At 68.5% G+C, this 21,932-nt stretch carries 20 protein-coding genes; 12 read left to right on the plus strand and 8 right to left on the minus strand.

The genetic code is table 11. The annotated features are described in order from the left end of the window. Positions 1–3 precede the first annotated feature (3 nt). From A5773_RS16495 to nuoN, 8 genes are read left to right on the plus strand one after another with little or no spacing between them, the layout of a single operon-like run. Positions 4–2,418: an NADH-quinone oxidoreductase subunit G gene (locus tag A5773_RS16495; RefSeq protein WP_066946629.1), complete on the plus strand. Its 2,415-nt coding sequence runs from the start codon at positions 4–6 to the stop codon at positions 2,416–2,418. An 11-nt stretch (positions 2,419–2,429) separates the two neighbouring features. Beyond that, the gene (gene nuoH, locus A5773_RS16500) at positions 2,430–3,692 is read left to right on the plus strand and encodes an NADH-quinone oxidoreductase subunit NuoH (RefSeq protein ID WP_066946791.1); all 1,263 of its coding nucleotides are present in this window, start codon (positions 2,430–2,432) and stop codon (positions 3,690–3,692) included. Continuing rightward, positions 3,685–4,242 (plus strand): NADH-quinone oxidoreductase subunit NuoI, encoded by a 558-nt coding sequence (gene nuoI, locus A5773_RS16505; protein ID WP_255360737.1) that lies wholly within the window; start codon positions 3,685–3,687, stop codon positions 4,240–4,242. Before nuoH ends, nuoI begins: the two co-directional genes overlap by 8 nt. Positions 4,243–4,262: 20 nt before the next feature. Next, positions 4,263–5,051 (plus strand): NADH-quinone oxidoreductase subunit J, encoded by a 789-nt coding sequence (locus A5773_RS16510; RefSeq protein WP_066946799.1) that lies wholly within the window; start codon positions 4,263–4,265, stop codon positions 5,049–5,051. Beyond that, on the plus strand, positions 5,048–5,347 hold the full coding sequence (nuoK, locus tag A5773_RS16515; protein WP_007168303.1) for an NADH-quinone oxidoreductase subunit NuoK: 300 nt from the start codon (positions 5,048–5,050) through the stop codon (positions 5,345–5,347). The genes A5773_RS16510 and nuoK overlap by 4 nt, the downstream gene beginning before the upstream one ends. Positions 5,348–5,357: 10 nt before the next feature. Further along, positions 5,358–7,244, plus strand: coding sequence for an NADH-quinone oxidoreductase subunit L (gene nuoL, locus A5773_RS16520; RefSeq protein ID WP_066946632.1), 1,887 nt, complete (start codon positions 5,358–5,360; stop codon positions 7,242–7,244). Next, positions 7,241–8,815, plus strand: coding sequence for an NADH-quinone oxidoreductase subunit M (locus A5773_RS16525; protein WP_197507885.1), 1,575 nt, complete (start codon positions 7,241–7,243; stop codon positions 8,813–8,815). The genes nuoL and A5773_RS16525 overlap by 4 nt, the downstream gene beginning before the upstream one ends. Continuing rightward, a complete protein-coding gene (nuoN, locus tag A5773_RS16530) occupies positions 8,815–10,404 on the plus strand; it encodes an NADH-quinone oxidoreductase subunit NuoN (protein WP_067791610.1) in 1,590 nt (529 codons plus the stop codon). Before A5773_RS16525 ends, nuoN begins: the two co-directional genes overlap by 1 nt. A gap of 2 nt (positions 10,405–10,406) precedes the next feature. Here nuoN and A5773_RS16535 read toward each other — a convergent pair whose 3' ends face one another. From A5773_RS16535 to A5773_RS16555, 5 genes are all read right to left on the minus strand, one after another. After that, positions 10,407–10,799 carry a hypothetical protein gene (locus tag A5773_RS16535; protein ID WP_232001874.1) on the minus strand — a complete coding sequence of 131 codons (393 nt, stop codon included), beginning with the start codon at positions 10,797–10,799 and terminating at the stop codon, positions 10,407–10,409. 64 nt (positions 10,800–10,863) lie between these two features. Beyond that, complete coding sequence (locus A5773_RS16540) at positions 10,864–12,075, minus strand: DUF58 domain-containing protein (protein WP_156664399.1); 1,212 nt, start codon at positions 12,073–12,075, stop codon at positions 10,864–10,866. Between the two features lie 50 nt (positions 12,076–12,125). Next, positions 12,126–13,094 carry a MoxR family ATPase gene (locus A5773_RS16545; RefSeq protein WP_066946650.1) on the minus strand — a complete coding sequence of 323 codons (969 nt, stop codon included), beginning with the start codon at positions 13,092–13,094 and terminating at the stop codon, positions 12,126–12,128. Further along, positions 13,091–13,573, minus strand: coding sequence for a hypothetical protein (locus A5773_RS16550; RefSeq protein ID WP_066946654.1), 483 nt, complete (start codon positions 13,571–13,573; stop codon positions 13,091–13,093). The genes A5773_RS16545 and A5773_RS16550 overlap by 4 nt, the downstream gene beginning before the upstream one ends. Further along, complete coding sequence (locus tag A5773_RS16555; RefSeq protein ID WP_067791615.1) at positions 13,570–14,517, minus strand: DUF4129 domain-containing protein; 948 nt, start codon at positions 14,515–14,517, stop codon at positions 13,570–13,572. Before A5773_RS16555 ends, A5773_RS16550 begins: the two co-directional genes overlap by 4 nt. A gap of 492 nt (positions 14,518–15,009) precedes the next feature. Between A5773_RS16555 and A5773_RS16560 the strand changes: the two genes are divergently transcribed. Next, positions 15,010–15,615, plus strand: coding sequence for a class I SAM-dependent methyltransferase (locus A5773_RS16560; RefSeq protein ID WP_066946664.1), 606 nt, complete (start codon positions 15,010–15,012; stop codon positions 15,613–15,615). Here the strand turns inward: A5773_RS16560 and A5773_RS16565 are convergent. Continuing rightward, positions 15,612–16,484 (minus strand): SDR family NAD(P)-dependent oxidoreductase, encoded by an 873-nt coding sequence (locus tag A5773_RS16565; protein WP_067265719.1) that lies wholly within the window; start codon positions 16,482–16,484, stop codon positions 15,612–15,614. The genes A5773_RS16560 and A5773_RS16565 overlap by 4 nt on opposite strands. Beyond that, positions 16,481–17,083: a TetR/AcrR family transcriptional regulator gene (locus A5773_RS16570; RefSeq protein ID WP_066946671.1), complete on the minus strand. Its 603-nt coding sequence runs from the start codon at positions 17,081–17,083 to the stop codon at positions 16,481–16,483. Before A5773_RS16570 ends, A5773_RS16565 begins: the two co-directional genes overlap by 4 nt. Before the next feature lie 75 nt (positions 17,084–17,158). On the opposite strand from A5773_RS16570, the gene A5773_RS16575 reads away from it, so the two are divergent. The 3 genes from A5773_RS16575 (at position 17,159) to A5773_RS16585 (ending at position 20,877) form a co-directional block, all read left to right on the plus strand. Next, positions 17,159–18,295: a phosphotransferase family protein gene (locus tag A5773_RS16575; RefSeq protein ID WP_067265715.1), complete on the plus strand. Its 1,137-nt coding sequence runs from the start codon at positions 17,159–17,161 to the stop codon at positions 18,293–18,295. Beyond that, the gene (locus tag A5773_RS16580) at positions 18,295–19,410 is read left to right on the plus strand and encodes a hypothetical protein (protein WP_067265712.1); all 1,116 of its coding nucleotides are present in this window, start codon (positions 18,295–18,297) and stop codon (positions 19,408–19,410) included. The genes A5773_RS16575 and A5773_RS16580 overlap by 1 nt, the downstream gene beginning before the upstream one ends. Before the next feature lie 120 nt (positions 19,411–19,530). After that, positions 19,531–20,877, plus strand: a complete 1,347-nt coding sequence (locus A5773_RS16585) for a flavin monoamine oxidase family protein (protein ID WP_067266192.1) — start codon at positions 19,531–19,533, stop codon at positions 20,875–20,877. Here A5773_RS16585 and A5773_RS16590 read toward each other — a convergent pair. Next, complete coding sequence (locus tag A5773_RS16590; protein ID WP_067265711.1) at positions 20,872–21,828, minus strand: alpha/beta fold hydrolase; 957 nt, start codon at positions 21,826–21,828, stop codon at positions 20,872–20,874. The two genes, A5773_RS16585 and A5773_RS16590, sit on opposite strands and share 6 nt — an antisense overlap. Positions 21,829–21,932: the final 104 nt, after the last annotated feature.

A 21,932-nucleotide genomic window follows, 5' to 3' on the forward strand; every position in this document is an offset into this window, starting at 1 on the left:
CGCTTGACTAGTGCCGCCAAAACCGAAACCGGTGACGAGGTGCGCCCGCCGGACATGGTGACGCTGACCATCGACGGCAACGAAATCAGCGTGCCCAAGGGCACATTGGTGATCCGCGCGGCCGAGTTGATGGGCATCCAGATCCCGCGGTTCTGCGACCACCCGCTGCTCGAGCCGGTCGGCGCGTGCCGGCAGTGTCTGGTTGAGGTTGAGGGGCAACGCAAGCCGATGGCCTCGTGCACCACCGTCGCCACCGATGACATGGTCGTGCGCACGCAGCTCACGTCGGAGGCCGCGGACAAAGCCCAGCACGGTGTGATGGAGCTGCTGCTCATCAACCACCCGCTGGACTGCCCGATGTGCGACAAGGGCGGCGAGTGCCCGTTGCAGAACCAGGCGATGTCCAACGGCCGCGCCGATTCTCGCTTCACCGACGTCAAGCGCACCTTCGCCAAACCGATCAACATCTCCGCCCAGGTGCTGCTGGATCGTGAGCGCTGCATCCTGTGCGCCCGCTGCACGCGGTTCTCCGAGCAGATCGCCGGGGACATTTTCATCGACATGCAGGAGCGCGGCGCCCTGCAGCAGGTCGGCATCTACGCCAATGAGCCGTTCGACTCGTACTTCTCGGGCAACACGGTGCAGATCTGCCCGGTCGGCGCGCTGACCGGAACGGCCTACCGTTTCCGGGCCCGCCCCTTCGACCTGGTGTCCAGTCCCAGCGTCTGCGAACACTGCGCGTCCGGGTGCGCCCAGCGCACCGACCATCGCCGCGGCAAGGTATTGCGCCGGCTGGCCGGCGACGACCCGGAAGTCAACGAGGAGTGGAACTGCGACAAGGGGCGGTGGGCGTTCTCCTACGCGACCCAGCCGGACGTGATCGGCACTCCCCTGATTCGCGACGCCGACGGCACGCTGGTGCCCGCGTCGTGGTCGCACGCGATGGCGACAGCGATTCGGGGCCTGGACGCGGCCCGCGGGCGCACGGGCGTGCTGGTTGGCGGCCGGGCCACCCTGGAAGACGCCTACGCGTACTCCAAGTTCGCCCGAATCGTGTTGGACAGCAACGATATTGACTTTCGATCACGCCTGAACTCCACCGAGGAGGCCGACTTCCTGGCGTCGCGCATCGCCGGCCGGCGCGACGTCAGCTATTCCGATCTGGAATCGGCGCCGGTGGTGGTGCTGGTCGGGTTCGAGCCCGAAGACGAGTCGCCCATCGTGTTCCTGCGGCTGCGCAAGGCCGCCCGCAAGCACCGGCTACCGGTGTACGCGGTGGCGCCGTTCGCCACCCGGGCGCTGGTGAAGATGTCCGGGCGGCTCGTCAAAACCGTTCCGGGGGCCGAAGCGGCGGCGCTGGACGGGCTGGCCAGCGGCGAGGTGGGCGAACTGCTGTCCACCGCCGGCGCGGTCATCATGGTCGGCGAACGCCTGGCCACGGTGCCCGGCGGATTGTCCGCCGCCGCCCGGCTCGCCGACGCCACCGGGGCCCGGCTGGCGTGGGTGCCGCGCCGAGCCGGCGAGCGGGGCGCGCTGGAGGCCGGCGCGCTGCCCGCCCTGCTGCCGGGCGGCCGCCCCCTCGACGACGAGACCGCCCGCGCGCAGATCGCCGCGGCGTGGCACGTCTCCGAATTGCCTTCCGCCCCAGGACGTGACGTCGACGGCATCCTGGCCGCCGCCGCCGACGGGACGCTGGGCGCCCTGCTTGTCGGCGGTGTCGAGCCCGACGACTTCGCCGACCCCGAAGCGGTGCTCGCCGCGCTGGACTCCGCCGGATTCGTGGTCAGCCTGGAGCTGCGGCGCAGCGCCGTTACCGACCGCGCCGACGTGGTATTCCCCGTCGCGCCGACCACGCAGAAGGCCGGGGCCTTCGTCAACTGGGAGGGCCGCTACCGCCCGTTCGAACCGGCGCTGCGCTGGAGTAGCGAGCAAGCCAGCCAGTCCGACCACCAAGTGCTCGACGCCCTGGCCGACGAGATGGGCGTCTACCTGGGGCTGTCGACCGCCGCGGCGGCCCGCGCCGAACTCGCCGCGCTGGGCACCTGGGACGGCAATTGGGCCGCCGGCCCGGCGGTCGCGGCCCCGGAGCCGACCGAGCCCGGGCCCGGCGAGGCGTTGCTGACCGGCTGGCGGATGTTGCTAGACAACGGCCGAATGCAAGACGGCGAACCGCATCTGGCCGGGACCGCGCGCAAGCCCGCTGTGCGGCTGTCGGCCGACACGGCCGCCGAGATCGGCGCCGCCGACGGTGACGCGGTCACCGTCAGCACGCCGCGCGGATCGATCAGCCTGCCGCTGATCATCACCGACATGCCCGACCGGGTGGTGTGGCTTCCGCTGAACTCCCCGGGCTGCGCCGTCCACCGGCAGCTGGGCGTAACCCTGGGCAGCACAGTGAAAATCGGAGTGGGCTCATGACGACGACCTCCCTGACCGCGTTCGGACACGACACCTGGTGGCTGGTGCTGGGCAAGGCGCTGGCCATCTTCGTGTTCCTCATGCTCAACGTGCTGGTCGCGATCCTGCTCGAGCGCAAGATTCTCGGCTGGATGCAGCTGCGGCCCGGACCGAACCGCGCGGGACCGTGGGGTGTCCTGCAGAGCCTGGCCGACGGAATCAAGTTGGCGCTCAAGGAAACCATCACGCCGGGCGGCGTCGACAAGTTCGTCTACTTCGCGGCGCCGGTCATCTCCACCATCCCCGCGTTCACCGCCTTCGCGTTCATCCCGTTCGGGCCGGTGGTGTCGGTGTTCGGGCACAGCACACCGCTCCAGCTGACCGACCTCCCGGTGGCGGTGCTGTTCATCCTGGGGCTTTCGGCGATCGGCGTGTACGGGATCGTGCTGGGCGGCTGGGCGTCCGGCTCCACCTACCCGCTGCTGGGCGGGGTGCGCTCGACCGCGCAGGTCATCTCCTACGAGGTGGCGATGGGGCTGTCGTTCGCGGCGGTGTTCCTTTACGCCGGCTCCATGTCGACGTCACAGATCGTGGCGGCGCAGGACCGGGTCTGGTACGTGTTCCTGCTGCTGCCGTCGTTCGTCATCTACCTGATCTCCATGGTGGGCGAAACCAACCGGGCGCCATTCGATTTGCCCGAGGCCGAGGGTGAGCTGGTCGCCGGATTCCACACCGAGTACTCGTCGCTGAAGTTCGCGATGTTCATGCTGGCCGAATACGTCAACATGATGACGGTTTCGTCGCTGGCCACCGTCCTGTTCTTCGGTGGCTGGCACGCACCATGGCCCATCAACATGTGGGCCGGCGCCAACACCGGGTGGTGGCCGCTGCTCTGGTTCACCGCCAAGATGTGGACGTTCCTGTTCGTCTACTTCTGGCTGCGGGCCTCCCTGCCCCGGCTGCGCTACGACCAGTTCATGGGACTGGGCTGGAAGCTGCTGATCCCGGCCTCGCTGGTCTGGGTGCTGATTGCGGCGGTGATTCGCACCCTGCAGAACCAGGGGTACGCGCACTGGACCCCGGTGCTGGTCGCCTGCAGCATCGTTTTCGCGACGGCGCTGGTGCTGTTGCTGCGAAAACCGTTCGCCACGCCCGGTATTCGCGCACTGGAGCGACAGCTCCGCCGCGAGGCCAAGCAACTCCCGGCCGGCCAGACCCCCACGCCGGTATTCCCGACACCGCCGCTGCCGATGAAGTCCCTGGCGGCCGCGAGCAAGGAGAAAGCACGTGGCTAAAGTTTTTCGGCGGCCGTTAGCCGCCATTGCCGGATTCGGCGTGACGTTCGGCTCGATGTTCAAAAGGCACGTCACCGAGGAGTATCCGGAGAAGCCGGGTCCCGTCGCGCCGCGCTATCACGGCCGTCACCAGCTCAACCGTTACCCCGACGGTCTGGAGAAATGCATCGGGTGCGAGCTGTGCGCCTGGGCGTGCCCGGCCGACGCGATCTACGTGGAGGGTGCGGACAACACCGAGGAGCTCCGGTATTCGCCCGGGGAACGCTACGGCCGGGTCTATCAGATCAACTACCTGCGTTGCATCGGCTGCGGGCTGTGCATCGAGGCCTGCCCCACCCGGGCACTGACGATGACCAACGACTACGAGATGGCCGACGACAACCGCGCCGACCTCATCTACGAAAAGGACCGGCTGCTGGCGCCGCTGCTGCAGGACATGCTCGCGCCGCCGCACCCCCGGGCCCCCGGCGCCACCGACAAGGATTACTACCAGGGCAACGTCACCGCGAACGGCCTGCGCGAAACCGAGAACGCCGGGGAATCCCGGTGACTGGGGTAACGGGCCAGCTCCTGGCTTCCAATTTGGCTTCTGAGACGATCGTCCGCACCTCCACCGGTGAGGCGGTGGCGTTCTGGGTGCTGGGAGCGCTGGCGCTGATCGGGGCGATCGGGGTGGTGCTGGCGGTCAACGCCGTGTACTCGGCGATGTTCCTGGCGATGACGATGATCATCCTGGCGGTGTTCTACATGATCCAGGACGCGCTGTTTCTGGGCGTCGTCCAAGTCGTGGTCTACACCGGCGCGGTGATGATGCTGTTCTTGTTCGTGCTGATGCTGATCGGCGTGGACTCCGCGGAATCCCTGAAGGAGACGCTGCACGGCCAGCGCATCGCCGCCGTCCTGGCCGGCGTGGGGTTCGGCGTTCTGCTGATCGCCGCCATCGGCGCCGGCGCGACCGGCGGCTTCGCCGGGCTGACCACCGCCAACGCGAACGGCAATGTGGAAGGGCTTGCCGCGCTGATCTTCTCCCGGTACGTCTGGGCGTTCGAACTCACCAGCGCGCTGCTGATCACCGCGGCCCTAGGGGCGATGGTACTGGCACACCGCGAACGTTTCGAGCGGCGTAAGACGCAGCGGGAGCTCTCGCAGGAGAGATTCCAGGCCGGTCGGCACCCCACCCCGATGCCCAGCCCCGGCGTCTACGCGCGCCACAACGCCGTCGACGTGGCCGCGCTGCTGCCGGACGGTTCGTACTCGGAGCTGTCGGTGTCGCCGATCCTGCGCAGCCGCGGCGCCGACGGTAAGGAAACGCCCTCCCGTCAGGCGAGCCCCTCCCTATCACAAGGCGGCACCTCATGAATCCGGCCAATTACCTCTATCTTTCGGCCCTGCTGTTCACCATCGGCGCGTCGGGTGTGCTGTTGCGACGCAACGCCATCGTGATGTTCATGTGCGTCGAGCTGATGCTGAACGCGGTGAACCTGGCGTTCGTCACGTTCGCGCGGATGCACGGCCACCTGGACGGGCAGATGATCGCGTTCTTCACGATGGTGGTGGCCGCGTGCGAGGTCGTCGTCGGCCTGGCGATCATCATGACGATTTTCCGTGCCCGCAAGTCGGCGTCGGTCGACGACGCGAACCTACTCAAAGGCTAACGACGCCAACATGACTCACTACACCTGGCTGCTGGTGGCGCTTCCGCTGGCGGGTGCCGCGATCCTGTTGTTCGGCGGGCGACGCACCGACGCCTGGGGCCACTGGCTGGGCTGCGCCACCGCCCTCGCGGCGTTCGGCGTCGGCCTGAGCCTACTCAACGAGCTGCTCGGCCGCGGCGCGGACGACCGCGTTATCCACCAGACGGTGTTCACCTGGATCCCGGTCGGCCAACTGCAGGTGGACCTCGGCATGCAGATCGACCAGCTCTCGGTGTGTTTCGTGCTGCTGATCTCGGGGGTCGGGTCGCTGATCCACATCTATTCGGTCGCCTACATGGCCGAAGACCCGGACCGCCGAAGGTTTTTCGGCTACCTCAACCTGTTCCTCGCCTCGATGCTGCTGCTGGTGGTCGCCGACAACTACGTGGTCCTCTACGTCGGGTGGGAAGGCGTGGGCCTGGCCTCCTACCTGCTCATCGGGTTCTGGTACCACAAGCCCACGGCGGCTACCGCCGCCAAGAAGGCGTTCGTGATGAACCGCGTCGGGGACGCCGGGCTCGCTTTGGGAATGTTCTTGATGTTCAGCACCTTCGGCACGCTGTCCTACGCCGGGGTGTTCGGCGGTGCGCCCGCCGCAGGCCGCGGCGCGCTGACGGCAATGGGGTTGCTGCTGCTGCTGGGTGCCTGCGCCAAGTCCGCGCAGGTCCCGCTGCAGGCCTGGTTGGGTGACGCCATGGAGGGCCCCACCCCGGTGTCCGCGCTGATCCACGCCGCCACCATGGTGACCGCCGGCGTCTACCTCATCGTGCGCTCCAACCCGCTCTACAACCTGGCGCCCGATGCTCAGACCGCCGTCGTCGTCGTCGGCGCCGTCACGCTGTTGCTCGGGGCGTTCATCGGCTGCGCCAAGGACGACATCAAGCGCGCGCTGGCGGCATCCACGATGAGCCAGATCGGCTACATGGTGCTGGCCGCCGGATTGGGCCCGGCCGGTTACGCGTTCGCGATCATGCATCTGCTCACCCACGGCTTCTTCAAGGCGGGCTTGTTCCTCGGCTCCGGCGCGGTGATCCACGCGATGCACGAGGAACAGGACATGCGCCGCTACGGTGGCCTGCGCGCGGCGCTGCCGATCACCTTCGCCACCTTCGGCCTCGGGTATCTGGCGATCATCGGCGTGCCGCCATTCGCGGGCTTCTTCTCCAAGGACGCCATCATCGAGGCGGCGCTGGGCGCCGGCGGCGTCCGCGGTTATGTGCTGGGCGGGGCGGCGCTGCTGGGCGCGGGCGTCACCGCGTTCTACATGACCCGCGTCATGCTGATGACGTTCTTCGGCAGAAAGCGTTGGGCGCCAAACACTCATCCGCACGAGGCGCCCGGCCTGATGACGTGGCCGATGATCCTGCTCGCCGTCGGCTCGGTGTTCTCCGGGGGGCTGCTGGCGTGGCGGGGCACCCTGCAACGCTGGCTCGAGCCGGTCGTCGGTAAGCACGAAGAGGTGACCCACGCCTTCCCCGCCTGGGCGAACACCGCGCTGGCGCTGGGCGTGGTTATCGTCGGGATCGCGGTGGCCTACCGGTTGTACGCGAACGCCGAAATCCCCAGGGTGGCGCCGCTTGCGGTGTCACCGCTCACGACGGCCGCACGCAGAGACTTCTATGGCGACGCCTTCAACGAGGAGGTGTTCATGCGCCCCGGCGCGGAACTGACCCAAGCGCTCGTCGACGTCGACAACGCGGGGGTGGACGGTTCCGTCAACGCGCTCGCCGCGCTGGTAAGCCGAACTTCGAATCGCCTGCGGGGGCTGCAAACCGGCTTCGCCCGCAACTACGCATTGTCGATGCTGACGGGCGCGGTCCTGGTGATCGCGCTGATCCTGGCGGTGAAACTGTGGTGAAAAATCTGCCCTGGCTGAGCATCCTGTGGCTGCTGCCGCTGGCCGGTTCGGTGCTCGTCATCCTGCTGCCGCCGGGACTGCGCCGGCTCGCCAAGTGGACCGGCCTGGTCTTCGGCGTCCTCACGCTGGCGGTCGCGATCGTCGTCACCCTCGGCTTCAAGTCGGGTGGCACCACTTACCAGTTCGTCGAAAGCCATTCCTGGATACCGGCGTTCGGCGCCACCTACTCGCTCGGAGTGGACGGCATCGCGGTGGTGCTGGTGCTGCTCACGGCGGTGCTGATCCCGGTGCTGCAGGTGGCCGGCTGGAACGATGGCGGAGAACGCAGCCCTCGCGGCGTGCACGCCTACGTCGCCCTGACGCTGGCCATCGAGTCGATGGTGCTGATCTCGGTGGTCGCGCTGGATGTGTTGCTCTTCTACGTCTTCTTCGAGGCCATGCTCATCCCGATGTACTTCCTGATCGGGGGCTTCGGCGGCGGGGCCGGCAGGTCACGCGCGGCGGTGAAGTTCTTGCTGTACAACCTGTTCGGTGGGCTGATCATGCTGGCCGCCGTGATCGGCCTGTACGTGGTGACCGCGCAGCACGGTTCGGGCACCTTCGACTTCCGCGAGATCGTCGCCGGCGTGGCCTCCGGCCGCTACGGGGCCGACTCCGCGGTGTTCAAGGCGCTGTTCCTGGGTTTCATGTTCGCGTTCGCCATCAAGGCGCCGCTCTGGCCGTTCCACCGCTGGCTGCCCGACGCCGCGGTGGAGGCCACCCCGGCCACCGCGGTGCTGATGATGGCGGTGATGGACAAGGTCGGCACCTTCGGCATGCTGCGCTACTGCCTGCAGCTGTTCCCCGGCGCCTCAACCTATTTCCGGCCCCTGATCGTCGTGCTGGCCGTCATCGGTGTCATCTACGGCGCGGTCGTGGCCATCGGGCAGACCGACATCATGCGCCTGATCGCCTACACCTCCATCTCTCACTTCGGGTTCATCATTCTCGGCATCTTCGTGATGACGAGCCAGGGGCAAAGCGGGTCGACGCTGTACATGCTCAACCACGGCCTGTCCACGGCGGCGGTGTTCCTGATCGCGGGGTTCCTGATATCCCGGCACGGCAGCCGGAAGATCGCCGATTACGGCGGGGTGCAGAAGGTGGCGCCCATCCTGGCGGGGACGTTCCTCGTCTCGGCGATGGCCACCCTGTCGCTTCCCGGTCTGGCGCCCTTCATCAGCGAATTCCTGGTCCTGCTGGGCACTTTCAACCGGTACTGGCTGGCCGCCGCCTTCGGTGTCACCGCGCTGGTGTTGTCCGCCATCTACATGCTGTGGCTCTACCAGCGCATGATGACCGGACCGGTGGCCTCCGGCAACGAGAAGATCGGCGACCTGCGGGCGCGCGAATTGCTCGTCGTCGCACCGTTGATCGCGTTGTTGTTCGTCCTCGGGGTTTACCCGAAGCCGGTGCTGGACATCATCAACCCCGCCGTCGAGAACACGATGACCACCATCGGTCAGCATGATCCCGCGCCGAGCGTGCCGGCGGTCAACCGCGCACCCCGGACAGCCGAAGGACCGCGATAATGACCCTCCCCACCCCCAGCATCGAGTACTTCCTGCTCTGCCCGACGCTCATCGTGTTCGGTGTCGCCGTGGTCGGCGTCCTCGCGGAAGCCTTCCTGCCGAGGCGGATTCGCTATGGCGCCCAGGTGACACTGGCCTTGGCCGGTTTGGTCGCAGCCTTCGTCGCGGTGATCGCGGTGAGCCGCTCCGTCCCGGCCTCCGGCCGCGCGACGGTGCTGGGCGCGATGGCCGTCGACCGGCCGACCCTCTACCTACAGGGCACGGTGCTGCTGGTCGCGGTGCTGGCGGTCATCTTCATCGCCGAACGCACGCAAGCCAAGGCGGACAGCAAGGTCGCCGCGGGGGTGGGCGCCGCCGGGTCGGTCGGCCTGGATTCCTTCACCCCGCAGGCGTCCGCGGTCCCGGGCAGCGACGCCGAGCGCGACGCGGAGCGGGCCGGGGCCGCGCAGACGGAGCTGTTCCCACTGGCGATGCTGTCCGTCGGCGGCATGATGGTCTTCCCCGCATCCAACGACCTGTTGACGATGTTCGTTGCGCTGGAAGTTCTTTCGCTGCCGCTGTACCTGATGTGCGGCCTGGCCCGTCATCGGCGCCTGCTGTCGCAGGAGGCGGCGATGAAGTACTTCCTGTTGGGCGCCTTCTCGTCGGCGTTCTTCCTGTACGGCGTGGCGCTGCTGTACGGCGCGACCGGCACGCTGTTGCTGACCGGCATCCGGGATGCGCTGGCGGCGCACAGGGACACCTCGATGGCGTTGGTGGGCGTCGCGCTGCTGTCGGTCGGCCTGCTGTTCAAAGTGGGTGCGGTCCCGTTCCATTCGTGGATTCCGGACGTCTACCAGGGCGCGCCCACGCCCATCACCGGGTTCATGGCGGCCGCCACCAAGGTCGCGGCCTTCGGCGCGCTGCTGCGGGTCGTCTACGTCGCGCTGCCGCCTCTGCACGATCAATGGCGCCCGGTGCTGTGGACCATCTCGATCCTCACCATGGCGGTGGGCACCATCACCGCGGTTAACCAAACCGACGTCAAGCGGATGCTCGCCTACTCCTCGGTCGCCCACGTCGGGTTCATCCTCACCGGCGTGATCGCCGACAACCAGGCGGGGCTCTCGTCCACGCTGTTCTACCTGCTCGCCTACAGCTTCAGCACCGTCGGCGCGTTCGCGATCGTGAGCCTGATCCGCGATGCCGACGGCGTCGAGGACGCCACCCTGTCGCACTGGGCGGGACTCGGGCAGCGCTCACCGATTGTGGGCGTGATGTTTTCGATGTTCCTGCTGGCCTTCGCCGGCATCCCGCTGACGAGCGGATTCGTCAGCAAGCTCGCCGTGTTCAAGGCCGCGGCGCAGGGCGGCGCGGCGCCGCTGGTGATCATCGGTGTGGTGGCCAGTGGGATTGCGGCCTACTTCTACGTGCGGGTGATCGTGTCGATGTTCTTCACCGAGGCAACCGACGACACCCCCCACGTGGTGGCGCCGGGGATTTTGAGCAAGGCCGCGATCGCCGTCTGCGCCGCGATCACCGTGGCGCTGGGCATCTTCCCGCAGCCGGTGCTCGACCTCGCCGACCAGGCCGCCCAGCTGCTGCACTGAGATCAGCCGAGGAACGGGCGCACGGCCAGCACGTAGACGGCCAGGGCGGCCAGCGGCGCGGCCAGCGGCAACCACGGCAGTTGCAGCGGGAACGACGTCGCGACCAATCCGGCGAACGTGAACCCAACGGCGCCAACGGCTGTCGGCCAGCTGCCCAGCACCACACCGGCCGACCCGCCGACCGCGTGGCGGCATACCAGGTAGGAGGCGGCGCTCAGCCCCGACAGCGCGACGAACACGAGCGGCGGGTCGGACAGCACGATGGTGACCACCGATAGCAGCACCGCAAGCGTTGCGGCTGGACGAAATGCCGTCCCCGCCACCACCGCGCCCAGGGCCGTGGCCCAAGCGGCCACGGCACGTCCGTGCGTGCCGTCAGCGGCCAATCCGACCATCAGCAGGCCGAACGCGATTGAGAACACCGGGGCCCACAGCCGCGGCAGTGCCGCCTTCTCGTCGCTAACCACCGAGCCGCCCCCGGATCCTGCGGCGGCGGTCCGGCAGCACACCCATGGACTGCTCCAGCCCGCTATCCCCTTGCCAAGACACGATGTCGACGCCCACGGTGGCCATGTCGCGATACATGGCGGAGCGCTGCAGCGTCCACATCCGGTCCACCAGGGGATCCTGCTCGCCCTCGAACGGGGAGCTGTCGAGGATGTCCACGGCGATGACGACATGGCCCCGCTTGCGGAGGTCGATCAACGCGAGCGCGAATTCGGTATCGAGCAGCGTGGAGAACGCGATGACGATCGCGCCGGCGGGAACAGCCGCGCGCGGCGCCAACGTGCCCGTTGTCTTCTCGAATCGGTCGCCCGCACCGAGCACCGTGTCGAGGACCCGATAGAACTGGCGCTGCCCGATGTCGGCGCCCAGCCAGCGCGGGCGGTTGCCGCCCAGGGCGACGATTCCGGCGCGGTCCCCGTGGCGCAGCGCGGTCTGTACGACCTGCGCGGCGCCCCGAACCACGCGCTCGGTGGCGCGGGTCGCGGGGCCCAACGGCTGGCGGTAGGTGTCGATCAGCACCACCACGTCGGCGGCGCGGTCGGTGAGCCGCTGAGTCACGTGTAGCTGGCCGCGACGCGCGCTCACCGGCCAATTCACCGCGCGCAGTTGGTCTCCCGGCACGTAGGCGCGGATGTCGGCGTATTCGACGCCGGGGCCGACATGCCGGGTGAGGTGGGCGCCCAGGCGGTCGAGCAGCTCGGTCTGCGGGATGGGCGTCGACTGCGGGGGCGTCAGGGGAAAGACAATGACTTCGGCGGCGTCGACCGTCGCCGTCCCGTACAGCAGCCCGCCGCGCGCGACCGCGTCGACCCGGGCCCGGATGAAGTACCGGCCCCAGCGTTGCGCCGTTGCCGCAACCCGTTTGCTCCGGCGGGAGTCCGAGTCGAGAACTTCGAGCTGCAACCCCTCCACGGGCGGAACCGTGACCTCGACCGCCGAAAACCCCGTTGCCTCGCCCTCTTCCGTCGCCCAGATGCGCAGCTGGGCGCGGTCGTCTTCAAAGCACCGCTGCGCATCGGGATCGCCGTGCACGCGGATCGTCGGCACGGGTCGTTGCCAGCTGATCGAGCACAGCACGCCCAGCAGCGGCGCCGCGAACGCGATCAGCTGCCACCGCGCGCCGATCACCGCGACCGCGAGCGCCAGCCCCGCGCAGCTGGCCATCGCCCGCGTCAAGTGCGATGCGCGCCAGCGGAACTCAACCGGAGACTGGGTCACGTGTCGCCGTGGCCCGTGCGGGGCACCGGTAAGCGGCGCAACAACTCCCCGACCACGTCGGCACCCTGAATCTTGCGCACCCACATCTCCGGGCGCAAGGTGATCCGGTGCGCGACCGCCGGGACGGCGAGCGCCTTGACGTCCTCGGGGATCACATAGTCCCGGCCGAGCAAGAGGGCGCGGGCGCGGGCGAGTTGAACCAGGTCGAGCTCGGCGCGCGGGCTGGCGCCGACCGCCACCTGCGGATGGTGGCGCGTGGCATTCGCCAGCGACACCACGTAGTGCAACACGTCCTCGTGCACGGTCACCTGCTCGACCGATTCGCGCATCGCGAGCAGGTCGTGCGCATCCACCACCTGATTGACGGTCGGTTCCACCGACCCGCGTTCGAGGCGCCGGCGCAACATCGCGGCCTCGTCACGCTCGGACAGGTAGCGCAGTTCCAGGCGGATCGCGAACCGGTCCAGCTGCGCTTCCGGCAGCGGATAGGTGCCCTCGTACTCGATTGGATTGTCGGTCGCGAGCACGACGAAAGGCTTTGGCAGCTGGTGTGTTTCACCGTCAATGCTGACCTGGCCTTCGGCCATCGCCTCGAGCAGCGCCGCCTGGGTCTTGGGCGGCGTACGGTTGATCTCGTCGGCGAGCAACAGGTTGGTGAAGATCGGCCCCGCCCGGAACGCGAAACGGCCTGACTGCATGTCGTAGATCGTCGAGCCGAGCAGGTCCGCGGGCAGCAGGTCCGGGGTGAATTGCACGCGGGTGAATTGCAGCCCCAGCGCCGCGGCGAACGACCTGGCGATCAGCGTCTTCCCCAGGCCAGGCAGGTCTTCGATCAGAACGTGACCGCGGGCGAGCACCGCGATGAGGATGAGGGTGAGCGCGGAACGCTTGCCCACCACCACCCGCTCGATCTCGTCGAGCACCGCCTCGCAGTGCGCTGTGGTTCTTGCCGCCGGCAGCGTCATACCTGTTCCAACTTTCGCAGAATCTCTTCCAGCGTTGCACGGCCGGGACCGGGTCGCCGGTCGCCGGTCCGCGCGACGTTGTTCGGATTAACCCATTCCCACAGTTCGTCCCCGAACAGCATTTGACCGCCCGTCTGATACGCGACGGGATCTTTGGATCGTCGCTCGCCGGTGGTCATCTCGTATCTGCGCGCGAGCATCGGGCGCAGGTGCCGGTCCCAGTCCACCCGGGTCGACTCCGACCACCGGATCGTCGTCTCGGTGTTGGAAAGCCAACGGCGCAGCGAATCCCCGAGATCGTCGGGATCCGCTTCCGGTTCGGGCCGCATTCCGCGTCCCAGGACGCGACGGACGGTGAGCAGCACCAGAGCCAGGGCGCCACCCGCCGCAACTAGCACCAATTGGCGGTCGTGCTGCATCAGCGCCAGCAGCTCGATTCCGACGATGAGGCAGATGCCCAGGGACAGTGTCTTTTTCATACGGGACTCCGGGAGCTCAGCTCGTCGAGAACCATCTCGAGCACGCGCACCGCCACGTCCCGGTGGCCCTCGTTCATCACGTGCGGGCTGAATCGCGCCTCGGCGAACAGATTCACCAATTGCACGGCGTTATCGGCCTGCAGCGCATGGTGTTCGACCGCCCGGGCCAACACCTCGGTCGGGGTGTCGAAGTCCTGCGGGGCGGCACCGGGCACATTGGCGAGTTCGCGTTCCATCGCCGCATAACAGGCGATGATCGCCTCGCGGGGTTCCCGGCTGAGGTCGGTCATCTCGGCCAGCCCCCGCTCGGCCGCCCGCACCAGAGATTCCGAACGTGTCGGCGGCGCCGGGGATTCGGTGTGATCGTCGATGACGGCGCCCGGCGTCACCGCGCGCCACCGCCGGCGCGACAGGACGACGCTTCCCGTGATGATGATCAGCATCATCGGGACGGTGGCGGCGAGCAGGATGCCGAACATGTCCCCGTTCGCAGAATGCGGCCGCTGCGGCGCCGGGGCGTTGCCATGTTCGGCCGGCGCGGCGTCGGTCGTCTGTGGCGGCTGCGCCTGACCGATACCGTGCGGCGCGAACAGGCGGGACGCCAGCAGCACGATCAGCAGCCAGGCCACGATGACCGCCAGCGCGATCAGCACCACGCGCCAGCTCGGCCGGCCCCTGCCGGTGCCGAGCATCTCGGACAGCTGGGCCGCCTGCGGCGCCGCCGCGCGCGGGTCACGCAACCGCGCGATCACCGCGATCGCCACCAGCGCGAGCGTCACGCCGAGGGCGGCCACCACGAATATCAGCGCCGCACGGCTACCGGCGGCATCGCCGCGCTCCTCGTGGTGGGCGGCGGGCAGGTAACCCCGCAGCGCGGCGGAGACGACGAGCAGCAGCACGATCAGGGCGACGACCCGCCCCGTGGGCTTGTCCATACCGGGCATTGGCACACCACTCGACCGTTGTTGCGGCACTGGCCTTGCCTCATCCTGGCACGTCAGGCAGGGGTTATCCACAGTCGGAGATCCATCCACAAAACCGCGCTCGGGTCCTGGTTTCCAAACACATGTCCGATCGCGTTGGGTTGTGGGGTTCCGGATGAGCGCCGAACAGGCACGAGGGCGGATAGGCGCCGCTCTCGACGTGATCGACGCCGCCCACGAAGTGCTGCGGACGGCCTCATCGGATGGGGTCGGCATCGACTTGCGGGTCGAGGTCGCCGAGCGGCCGGAAACTCAGGAACGCAACAACCGGCGGCTGATGTACCGGTTTTTCGCGGAGATCGCCCACCCGCCTCACCCGCCGCTTCCGGCTCGCGGCCCGGATCCGGCCTCGGCGGTCGCCGAGCGGCGATCCGGATCCGCCCGATGCGGACGAGGGCTGACGCGCCGCGCGCGTCTCGCCAAGCGGCCCAGCCCGGTGGGACACTACGGTTCGTGCCGCCATACCGCGATGTCGCAGCGTTCGACGATCGTGCCGCCGGCTACGACCGCGGGTGGCGCGGGCGGCTGCATCACGAGATCGCCGACCGCACCGCGCAGCTGGCCGTGGCGACGGTAACCGCTCCCGAGTACGTGCTCGACGTGGGGTGCGGCACGGGTTACCTGTTGCAACGGCTGGCTCGCCGCTACCCGAACGCCAAGCACCTGGCCGGGATCGATCCCGCCCCGCAAATGGTCGCGGCCGCAAGGGCCCTCGCGCGCGACCCGCGACTGAGCTTCACTCGCGGAGTGGCTGAGGAGCTCAACTATGCCGACCGCGCCTTCGACCTGGTGGTCAGCACCACGTCATTCGATCACTGGTCCAACCAACTGGCGGGCCTGTTGGAGTGCGCCCGGGTGCTGCGGCCCGGCGGAAGCCTGGTGCTCGTCGACCAGTTTTCGCTGTGGCTGGTGCCGACCCTGGCCCTCGGCCGTCGCGGCAAGGCCCGCACCCGCCACCGCGCCGAGAAGCTGCTGCTGCAGGCCGGATTCCAGTCCCCCAAATGGCAGCGGCTGCAAGCCGTGATCATCAACGCGGTCACGGCGAAGACGCGGGCCTAGTCCGGCTCGAAGGGCCGGAGGCTGCCGTCGAGCACCTGCAGATGGCCGATCGTGCGTCCCGTGACCTTGGCGGGATCGACCAGCGTCAATTCGACTGCCGCTCGGGCGAATTCGTCGGCCGCGGCGGTTTCGTCGAACTCGCGGGCATAGTAGGCCAGCCCCGGCGTGAGGATCGGTTTCGACGGCGACAGGGCATTGACCGCGATGTGGTGATCGGCGAGATCGTATGCCGCGCACTGGGTCAGATGCTCCAGCGCCGCCTTGGATCCGCCATAGCCGGGCAGCACGCCGCCGCTGCGGTCGGGGTACGGCCCGTCGCCGGGGATCCTCGATGCGACCGAGGTGACGTTGATGATCGACCCACCGCCCGCTTCGATCATGTCCGGGCTCACCAGCTGCATCAGCTCGTACGCGGCGAAGACCGCGATCTCGAAATGCCTGCGATACGCGGCGAGCGGAATGCTGACGAATCCCGGCCAGCCGGGTTTGGCGGCGCCGCCCGCCGGCTGGGCGGCCTTGGCGCGTGGTTCGGAGCCGGGCGCCGGGGGGCGTCCGGGCGCGGTAAAGGCCGCGTTGTTCACCAGGATCGTGATGGGCCCCAGGGCTTCTCGCGCCTCAGCCACCAGCCGGGCGATGTCCTCACGGTCGGTCAGGTCGGCCCGGATCGCGACCGCCCGTCCGCCGGCCGCGTCGATGTCGGCGACCGTTTCTCCGATGGTGCCGGGCAACCGCTCGTCCCATACCTGTTCGGTGCGGCCCGCCACCGCGACGGCGGCGCCCTCCGCCGCGAGGGCCAGCGCGATCGCCCGGCCCAGTCCGCGGCTGCCGCCGGTGACGATGGCGGCCCGCCCCGCCAGCCGCCCCGTCATCGCTTCACCCCGTGCACGACGATGGCGGTGGTCTGCTCCACCCACGCATCGTCGAGTTCGTCCTCCGGACGCAGCAGCATGCGCAGCATCGTGGCACCCCCGATCAACTCGATCAACCGGTCCGGGTCCACGTCCGGATGCGCTTCGCCCCGGTCGACGGCGTCACTCAGCCGCACCCGCACCGTCGCGAACAGGTCCGCGAACCGCGACATCACCCGGGCGTTCAAGGCAGGGTCGGCCGTCATGTCGGCCACCAGGCCCGGCAGGGCGGCGCGAACGACCGGGGTGGTGAAGACGTCGCGCGTGGCCTCGATCATCATGCGGATGTCGGCGGCGATGTTCCCGGCCGGCGACTCCAGCGCGGTGGGCGCCACCGGGAAGGCCGCCTCGTGCACCAATTCGGCCTTGCTCGACCACCGGCGGTACAACGCCGACTTCGTCGTTCCCGCGCGCTCGGCGACCGCCGCCAGGCTCAGATTTGAATAGCCCATTTGGACAAGCAGTTCCGCGGTGGCCGATAGGATGGCCGAGTCGATGCGCGGGTCCCGCGGGCGGCCGGCACCGGGGGCCTTGTCAAGGGCGGACGGGTCTGCTTTCATATCGCTACCTACCGTATCGTAATTGCCGCGCCGAAGTCTCAAAGAGAATCAAGTCTCAAAGAATGGGAGGCACCCGTGGCCAACGAACCCGTGCTGGACAAGGTCGACCGGCTGCAGCGCTCCAGCCGAGACGTCACGACGCTGCCCGCCGTGATGTCCAAATGGCTGTCGACCGTCCTGCCCGCCGGAGCGATGCCGGAGGTGACGGTCGAGAGCGGCGTCGACTCGACGGGCATGTCGTCGGAAACCATCATCCTCTCTACTCGTTGGCAAGAGGGCGGGAAGCCCGTCGAGCAGAAACTCGTGACCAGGGTTGCGCCCGCCGCCGAAGACGTGCAGGTTTTCCCAACCTACCGGCTTGACCACCAATTCGAGGTCATCCGAAAGGTCGGTGAACTCACCGACGTACCCGTCCCGCCGGTGCGCTGGCTCGAGCCGACCGGCGAAGTGCTGGGCACCCCCTTCTTCGTGATGGATTACGTCGAGGGCGTGGTCCCGCCCGACGTCATGCCCTACACGTTCGGCAACAACTGGTTCGCCGACGCCCCCGCCGAACGTCAGCGCGAGCTACAGGACGCGACCGTCGGGGTGCTGGCCAAGTTGCATTCAATCCCCAACGCGGAGAACACCTTCGGCTTTCTCTCCGATAGCCGAGACGGTGACACCGCGCTGCGCCGGCACTTCAACTGGGTGCGGTCCTGGTACGACTTCTCAGTCCCCGACATCGGCCGCTCGCCGCTGCTGGAACGAACCTTCACCTGGCTGGAGGACAACTGGCCGGCCGAATCGGCCGCGCGCGAACCCGTGCTGCTCTGGGGCGACGCCCGGGTGGGCAACGTGCTGTACCGCGACTTCGAGCCGGTCGCGGTGCTGGACTGGGAAATGGTCACGCTCGGGCCGCGCGAGCTCGACGTGGCGTGGATGATCTACGCGCACATGGTGTTTCAAGAACTGACCGGCCTGGCCGGCCTGCCTGGCCTGCCGGAGGTGATGCGTGAGGACGACGTCCGCGCCACCTATCAGCGACTGACCGGCGTGGAAGTGGGTGACCTGCGCTGGTTCTACGTGTATTCGGGCGTCATGTGGGCCTGCGTGTTCATGCGCACCGGGGCGCGCCGGGTGCATTTCGGCGAAACCGAGAAACCCGACGATGTCGAGTCGCTGTTCTACCACGCCGGGTTGATGCGGCGTTTAATCGGAGAGGATCAGTAATGCTCGGACCGCTGGACGAGTTCCCGGTACATCAGATCCCGCAGCCGATCGCGTGGCCGGGTTCCTCGGACCGCAACTTCTACGATCGCTCCTACTTCAACGCCCACGACCGCACCGGAAACATCTTTGTCATCAGCGGCATCGGCTACTACCCCAACCTGGGTGTCAAGGACGCGTTCTTCCTCGTCCGGCGCGGGGACACGCAGACGGCGGTGCACCTGTCTGACGCCATCGACCAGGATCGCCTCAATCAGAGGGTCAACGGCTACCGGATCGAGGTCATCGAGCCGCTGCACAAGCTGCGTCTGGTCCTCGACGAAACCGAGGGCATCGCAGCCGATCTCACCTGGGAGGGACTGTTCGACGTCGTGCAGGAACAGCCGCACCTGATGCGGTCCGGCAACCGGGTGACGCTGGACGCTCAGCGGTTCGCCCAGCTCGGCAGCTGGAGCGGCCGCATCGCCGTCGACGGTGAGGAGATTGCCGTCGACCCCGCGACCTGGCTCGGCAGCCGCGACCGGTCGTGGGGCATCCGGCCGATCGGCGAGCCCGAGCCGGCGGGCCGGCCGGCCGACCCGCCGTTCGAGGGCATGTGGTGGCTGTACGTGCCGATGGCGTTCGACGACTTCGCCATCGTGCTGATCATCCAGGAGGAGCCCAACGGCTTCCGCTCGCTCAACGACTGCACCCGGATCTGGCGCGACGGCCGCGTGGAGCAGCTGGGCTGGCCGCGGGTCAAGATCCACTACCGCTCCGGCACCCGCATTCCCACCGGAGCGACCATCGACGCCACCGCCCCCGACGGCACCGAAGTCCACTTCGACGTCGAGTCCAAGCTGCCGGTGCCCATCCACGTCGGCGGCGGCTACGGTGGCGACTCGGACTGGCTGCACGGCATGTGGAAGGGCGAGAAGTTCGTCGAGCGCCTGACGTATGACATGACCGACCCGGCGATCGTCGCGCGGTCCGGTTTCGGCGTGATCGACCACGTCGGCCGGGCGGTATGCCGCGACGGCGATCGCGAGCCGATGGAGGGCTGGGGCCTTTACGAACACGGCGCGCTGGGCCGCCACGACCCCTCCGGGTTCTCCGACTGGCTCACCGTCGCCCCCTAGTCAGCCCGCGAACGTCGAGGAGTTCCGGGATTCTCGGGCCATCTCGCGCAACAAATCGACGTTCGCGGGTGTCGGGCAATTGCCCGACGAAATCGCGGAAATTGGGGTTGACTGGTGCGCGTGCCAAATCCGCCGTGGATTGTCGACGTTGTCGTGGTCGGCGCAGGCTTTGCTGGAATCGCCGCGGCGCGCGAGCTAGCCCGCCAGGGCCATGACGTAGTCGTCTTCGAGGGCCGCGACCGCGTCGGCGGCCGGTCGTTCACCGGCAGCGTGGCGGGATTGCCCGCCGACCTGGGGGGCACGTTCGTCGGCCCGACCCAGGACGCGGTCCTGGCCCTGGCGGCCGAACTCGACGTCCCCACCATCCCGACCCACCACGACGGCAAGAACGTGATCCACTGGCGCGGCTGGACGCATTCCTATCGCGGCACCATCCCCAAGCTTTCGTTGACCGGGCTGCTCGACATCGGCCGGTTGCGTTGGCAATTCGACCGGATCGCCCGCAGCATCCCGCTGTCGGCCCCGTGGGACGCGCGCCGGGCGCACGAGCTCGACGGCGTGTCGCTCGGCGGCTGGCTGCGCTCGGTACACGCCACCGCGTCGTCGCACGACCTGCTGGCGATCGTGTCCCGGGTGACCTGGGGATGCGAACCAGACGACGTGTCGATGCTGCACGCGGCGCGCTACACGCACGCCGCCGGCGGGCTGGATCGGCTGCTCGACGTCGAAAACGGTGCCCAACAGGACCGTTTTCCGGGCGGCACCCAGCAGATCGCCGAGGCCGCGGCCGCCGAGTTGGGCGCCCGGGTCGTGCTCAACGCGCCGGTCCGCCGCATCGACCGGCACGGCGCAGGTGTAACGGTCACCACCGACATCGGCCAGGCGGAAGCCGGATTCGTCGTCGTCGCGGTCCCGCCCGCCCATCGCGCATCGATCGAATTCGCCCCTCCGCTGCCCGCCGAGTACCAACAACTCGCCCGGCACTGGCCACAGGGCCAGCTCAGCAAGGCCTACGCGGCTTATTCCACACCGTTTTGGCGGACCAACGGCTTCTCCGGCCAGGCGTTGTCCGACACGGGGCCGGTTTTCATCACCTTCGACGTCAGTCCGCACGCCGACGGGCCGGGCGTCCTGATGGGCTTCGTCGACGCGCGCACCTTCGACTCCCTTTCCCCCGAGCAGCGTCGCCATGACACGTTGCGCTGCTTTGCGACGCTGTTCGGTGACGACGCCCTGAAGCCGCTCGACTATGTCGATCACCGTTGGGGCGCAGAACAATTCGCGCCCGGCGGTCCCACCGCCGCGGTCCCTCCGGGCTCGTGGACACGGTTCGGGCCGTGGCTGCGCGAGCCGGTCGGCCCCATTCACTGGGCCGGGACCGAGACCGCGGACGAATGGACCGGGTTCCTCGATGGCGCCGTCAGGTCCGGCCAGCGGGCGGCCGCCGAGATCACCGCCTTGCTATGAACTGATCCGCACGTCCTGGCTCACCGACTCGGCGAGTAACCGCAGGTGGCGGTTCACCTCGCGCGGGTGCTCCAGCATCGAGCAGTGACCGCCGGGCAGCTCGACCAGGCCGACGACGTTGGGCGCGGTCCCCGCGATCCTGCGGGCCTGGCTGATCGGGGTCAGCCGGTCGCGTTCGCTGCCGATGACCAGCGTCGGCACCGTCAAACCGTCCAGCTCCAGGTATCGCGACCCCAACGCGGCGACCAGCATCCTGGCGCAACCGGCGCGCCCCGCCGGCGATGTCTGTTCGAAGAACTGGTGGACGATCCTGGCGACGCTGGGGTCGGCTTCCCTGCCCACCGCCAGCATCCCGACCAGGTAGCGGCTCGGGATGCGGGCAGCGGTAGGGATCGGGAACCCGCCGAACGCGTTGATCAGCGCGCGGCCGGCGACCACTCGGGCCGGTGACAGCCCGCGCGGCACCGACAGCAGCTGCACCTTGCGGACCAGATCCCCTGTTGTGGTGTTGATCAGCGCGACGGCGTCGGCGCGACGGCGGACCATGTGGCGGTAGCGCGCCGACCATGCGGCGATGGTGATGCCGCCCATGGAGTGGCCGGCCAGCACGGCGCGCTCGTGCGGCGCCAGCGTCGCATCCAGCACCGAATTCAGGTCGGATGCAAGGTGTTTCAGGCTGTACCCATTACGCCGGGGCATACCGCTGCGCCCATGGCCGCGGTGGTCGTAGGCGATCACCCGGTAGTCGTTGGCCAGGTCCGCGATCTGGTAGGCCCAGGCGCGGATGGTGCAGGTGATGCCGTGCGTCAGGACAATCGGATAGCCGTCGGGCGGCCCGAACACCTCGGCGTGCAACCGTGTGCCATCGGTCGCGTGGACGGCCACCGTCTGGCTCGGGGGCAGCACGTGGGGGTAGGGATCGACTGCGCGACCCGATCGTCGAGCACTCATCGTCGCCTCCCCCTCCAACGCGGCCTCGTCGCCGCAGTTAAGGACTGGCGCAAGTTTATCCCTAAGGTCCGTTCGGATTCGGTAAATCCGGCAAACCGTTGCGA

It is taken from the genome of Mycobacterium sp. 852014-52450_SCH5900713, assembly GCF_001667075.1.
Lineage (GTDB): Bacteria > Actinomycetota > Actinomycetes > Mycobacteriales > Mycobacteriaceae > Mycobacterium.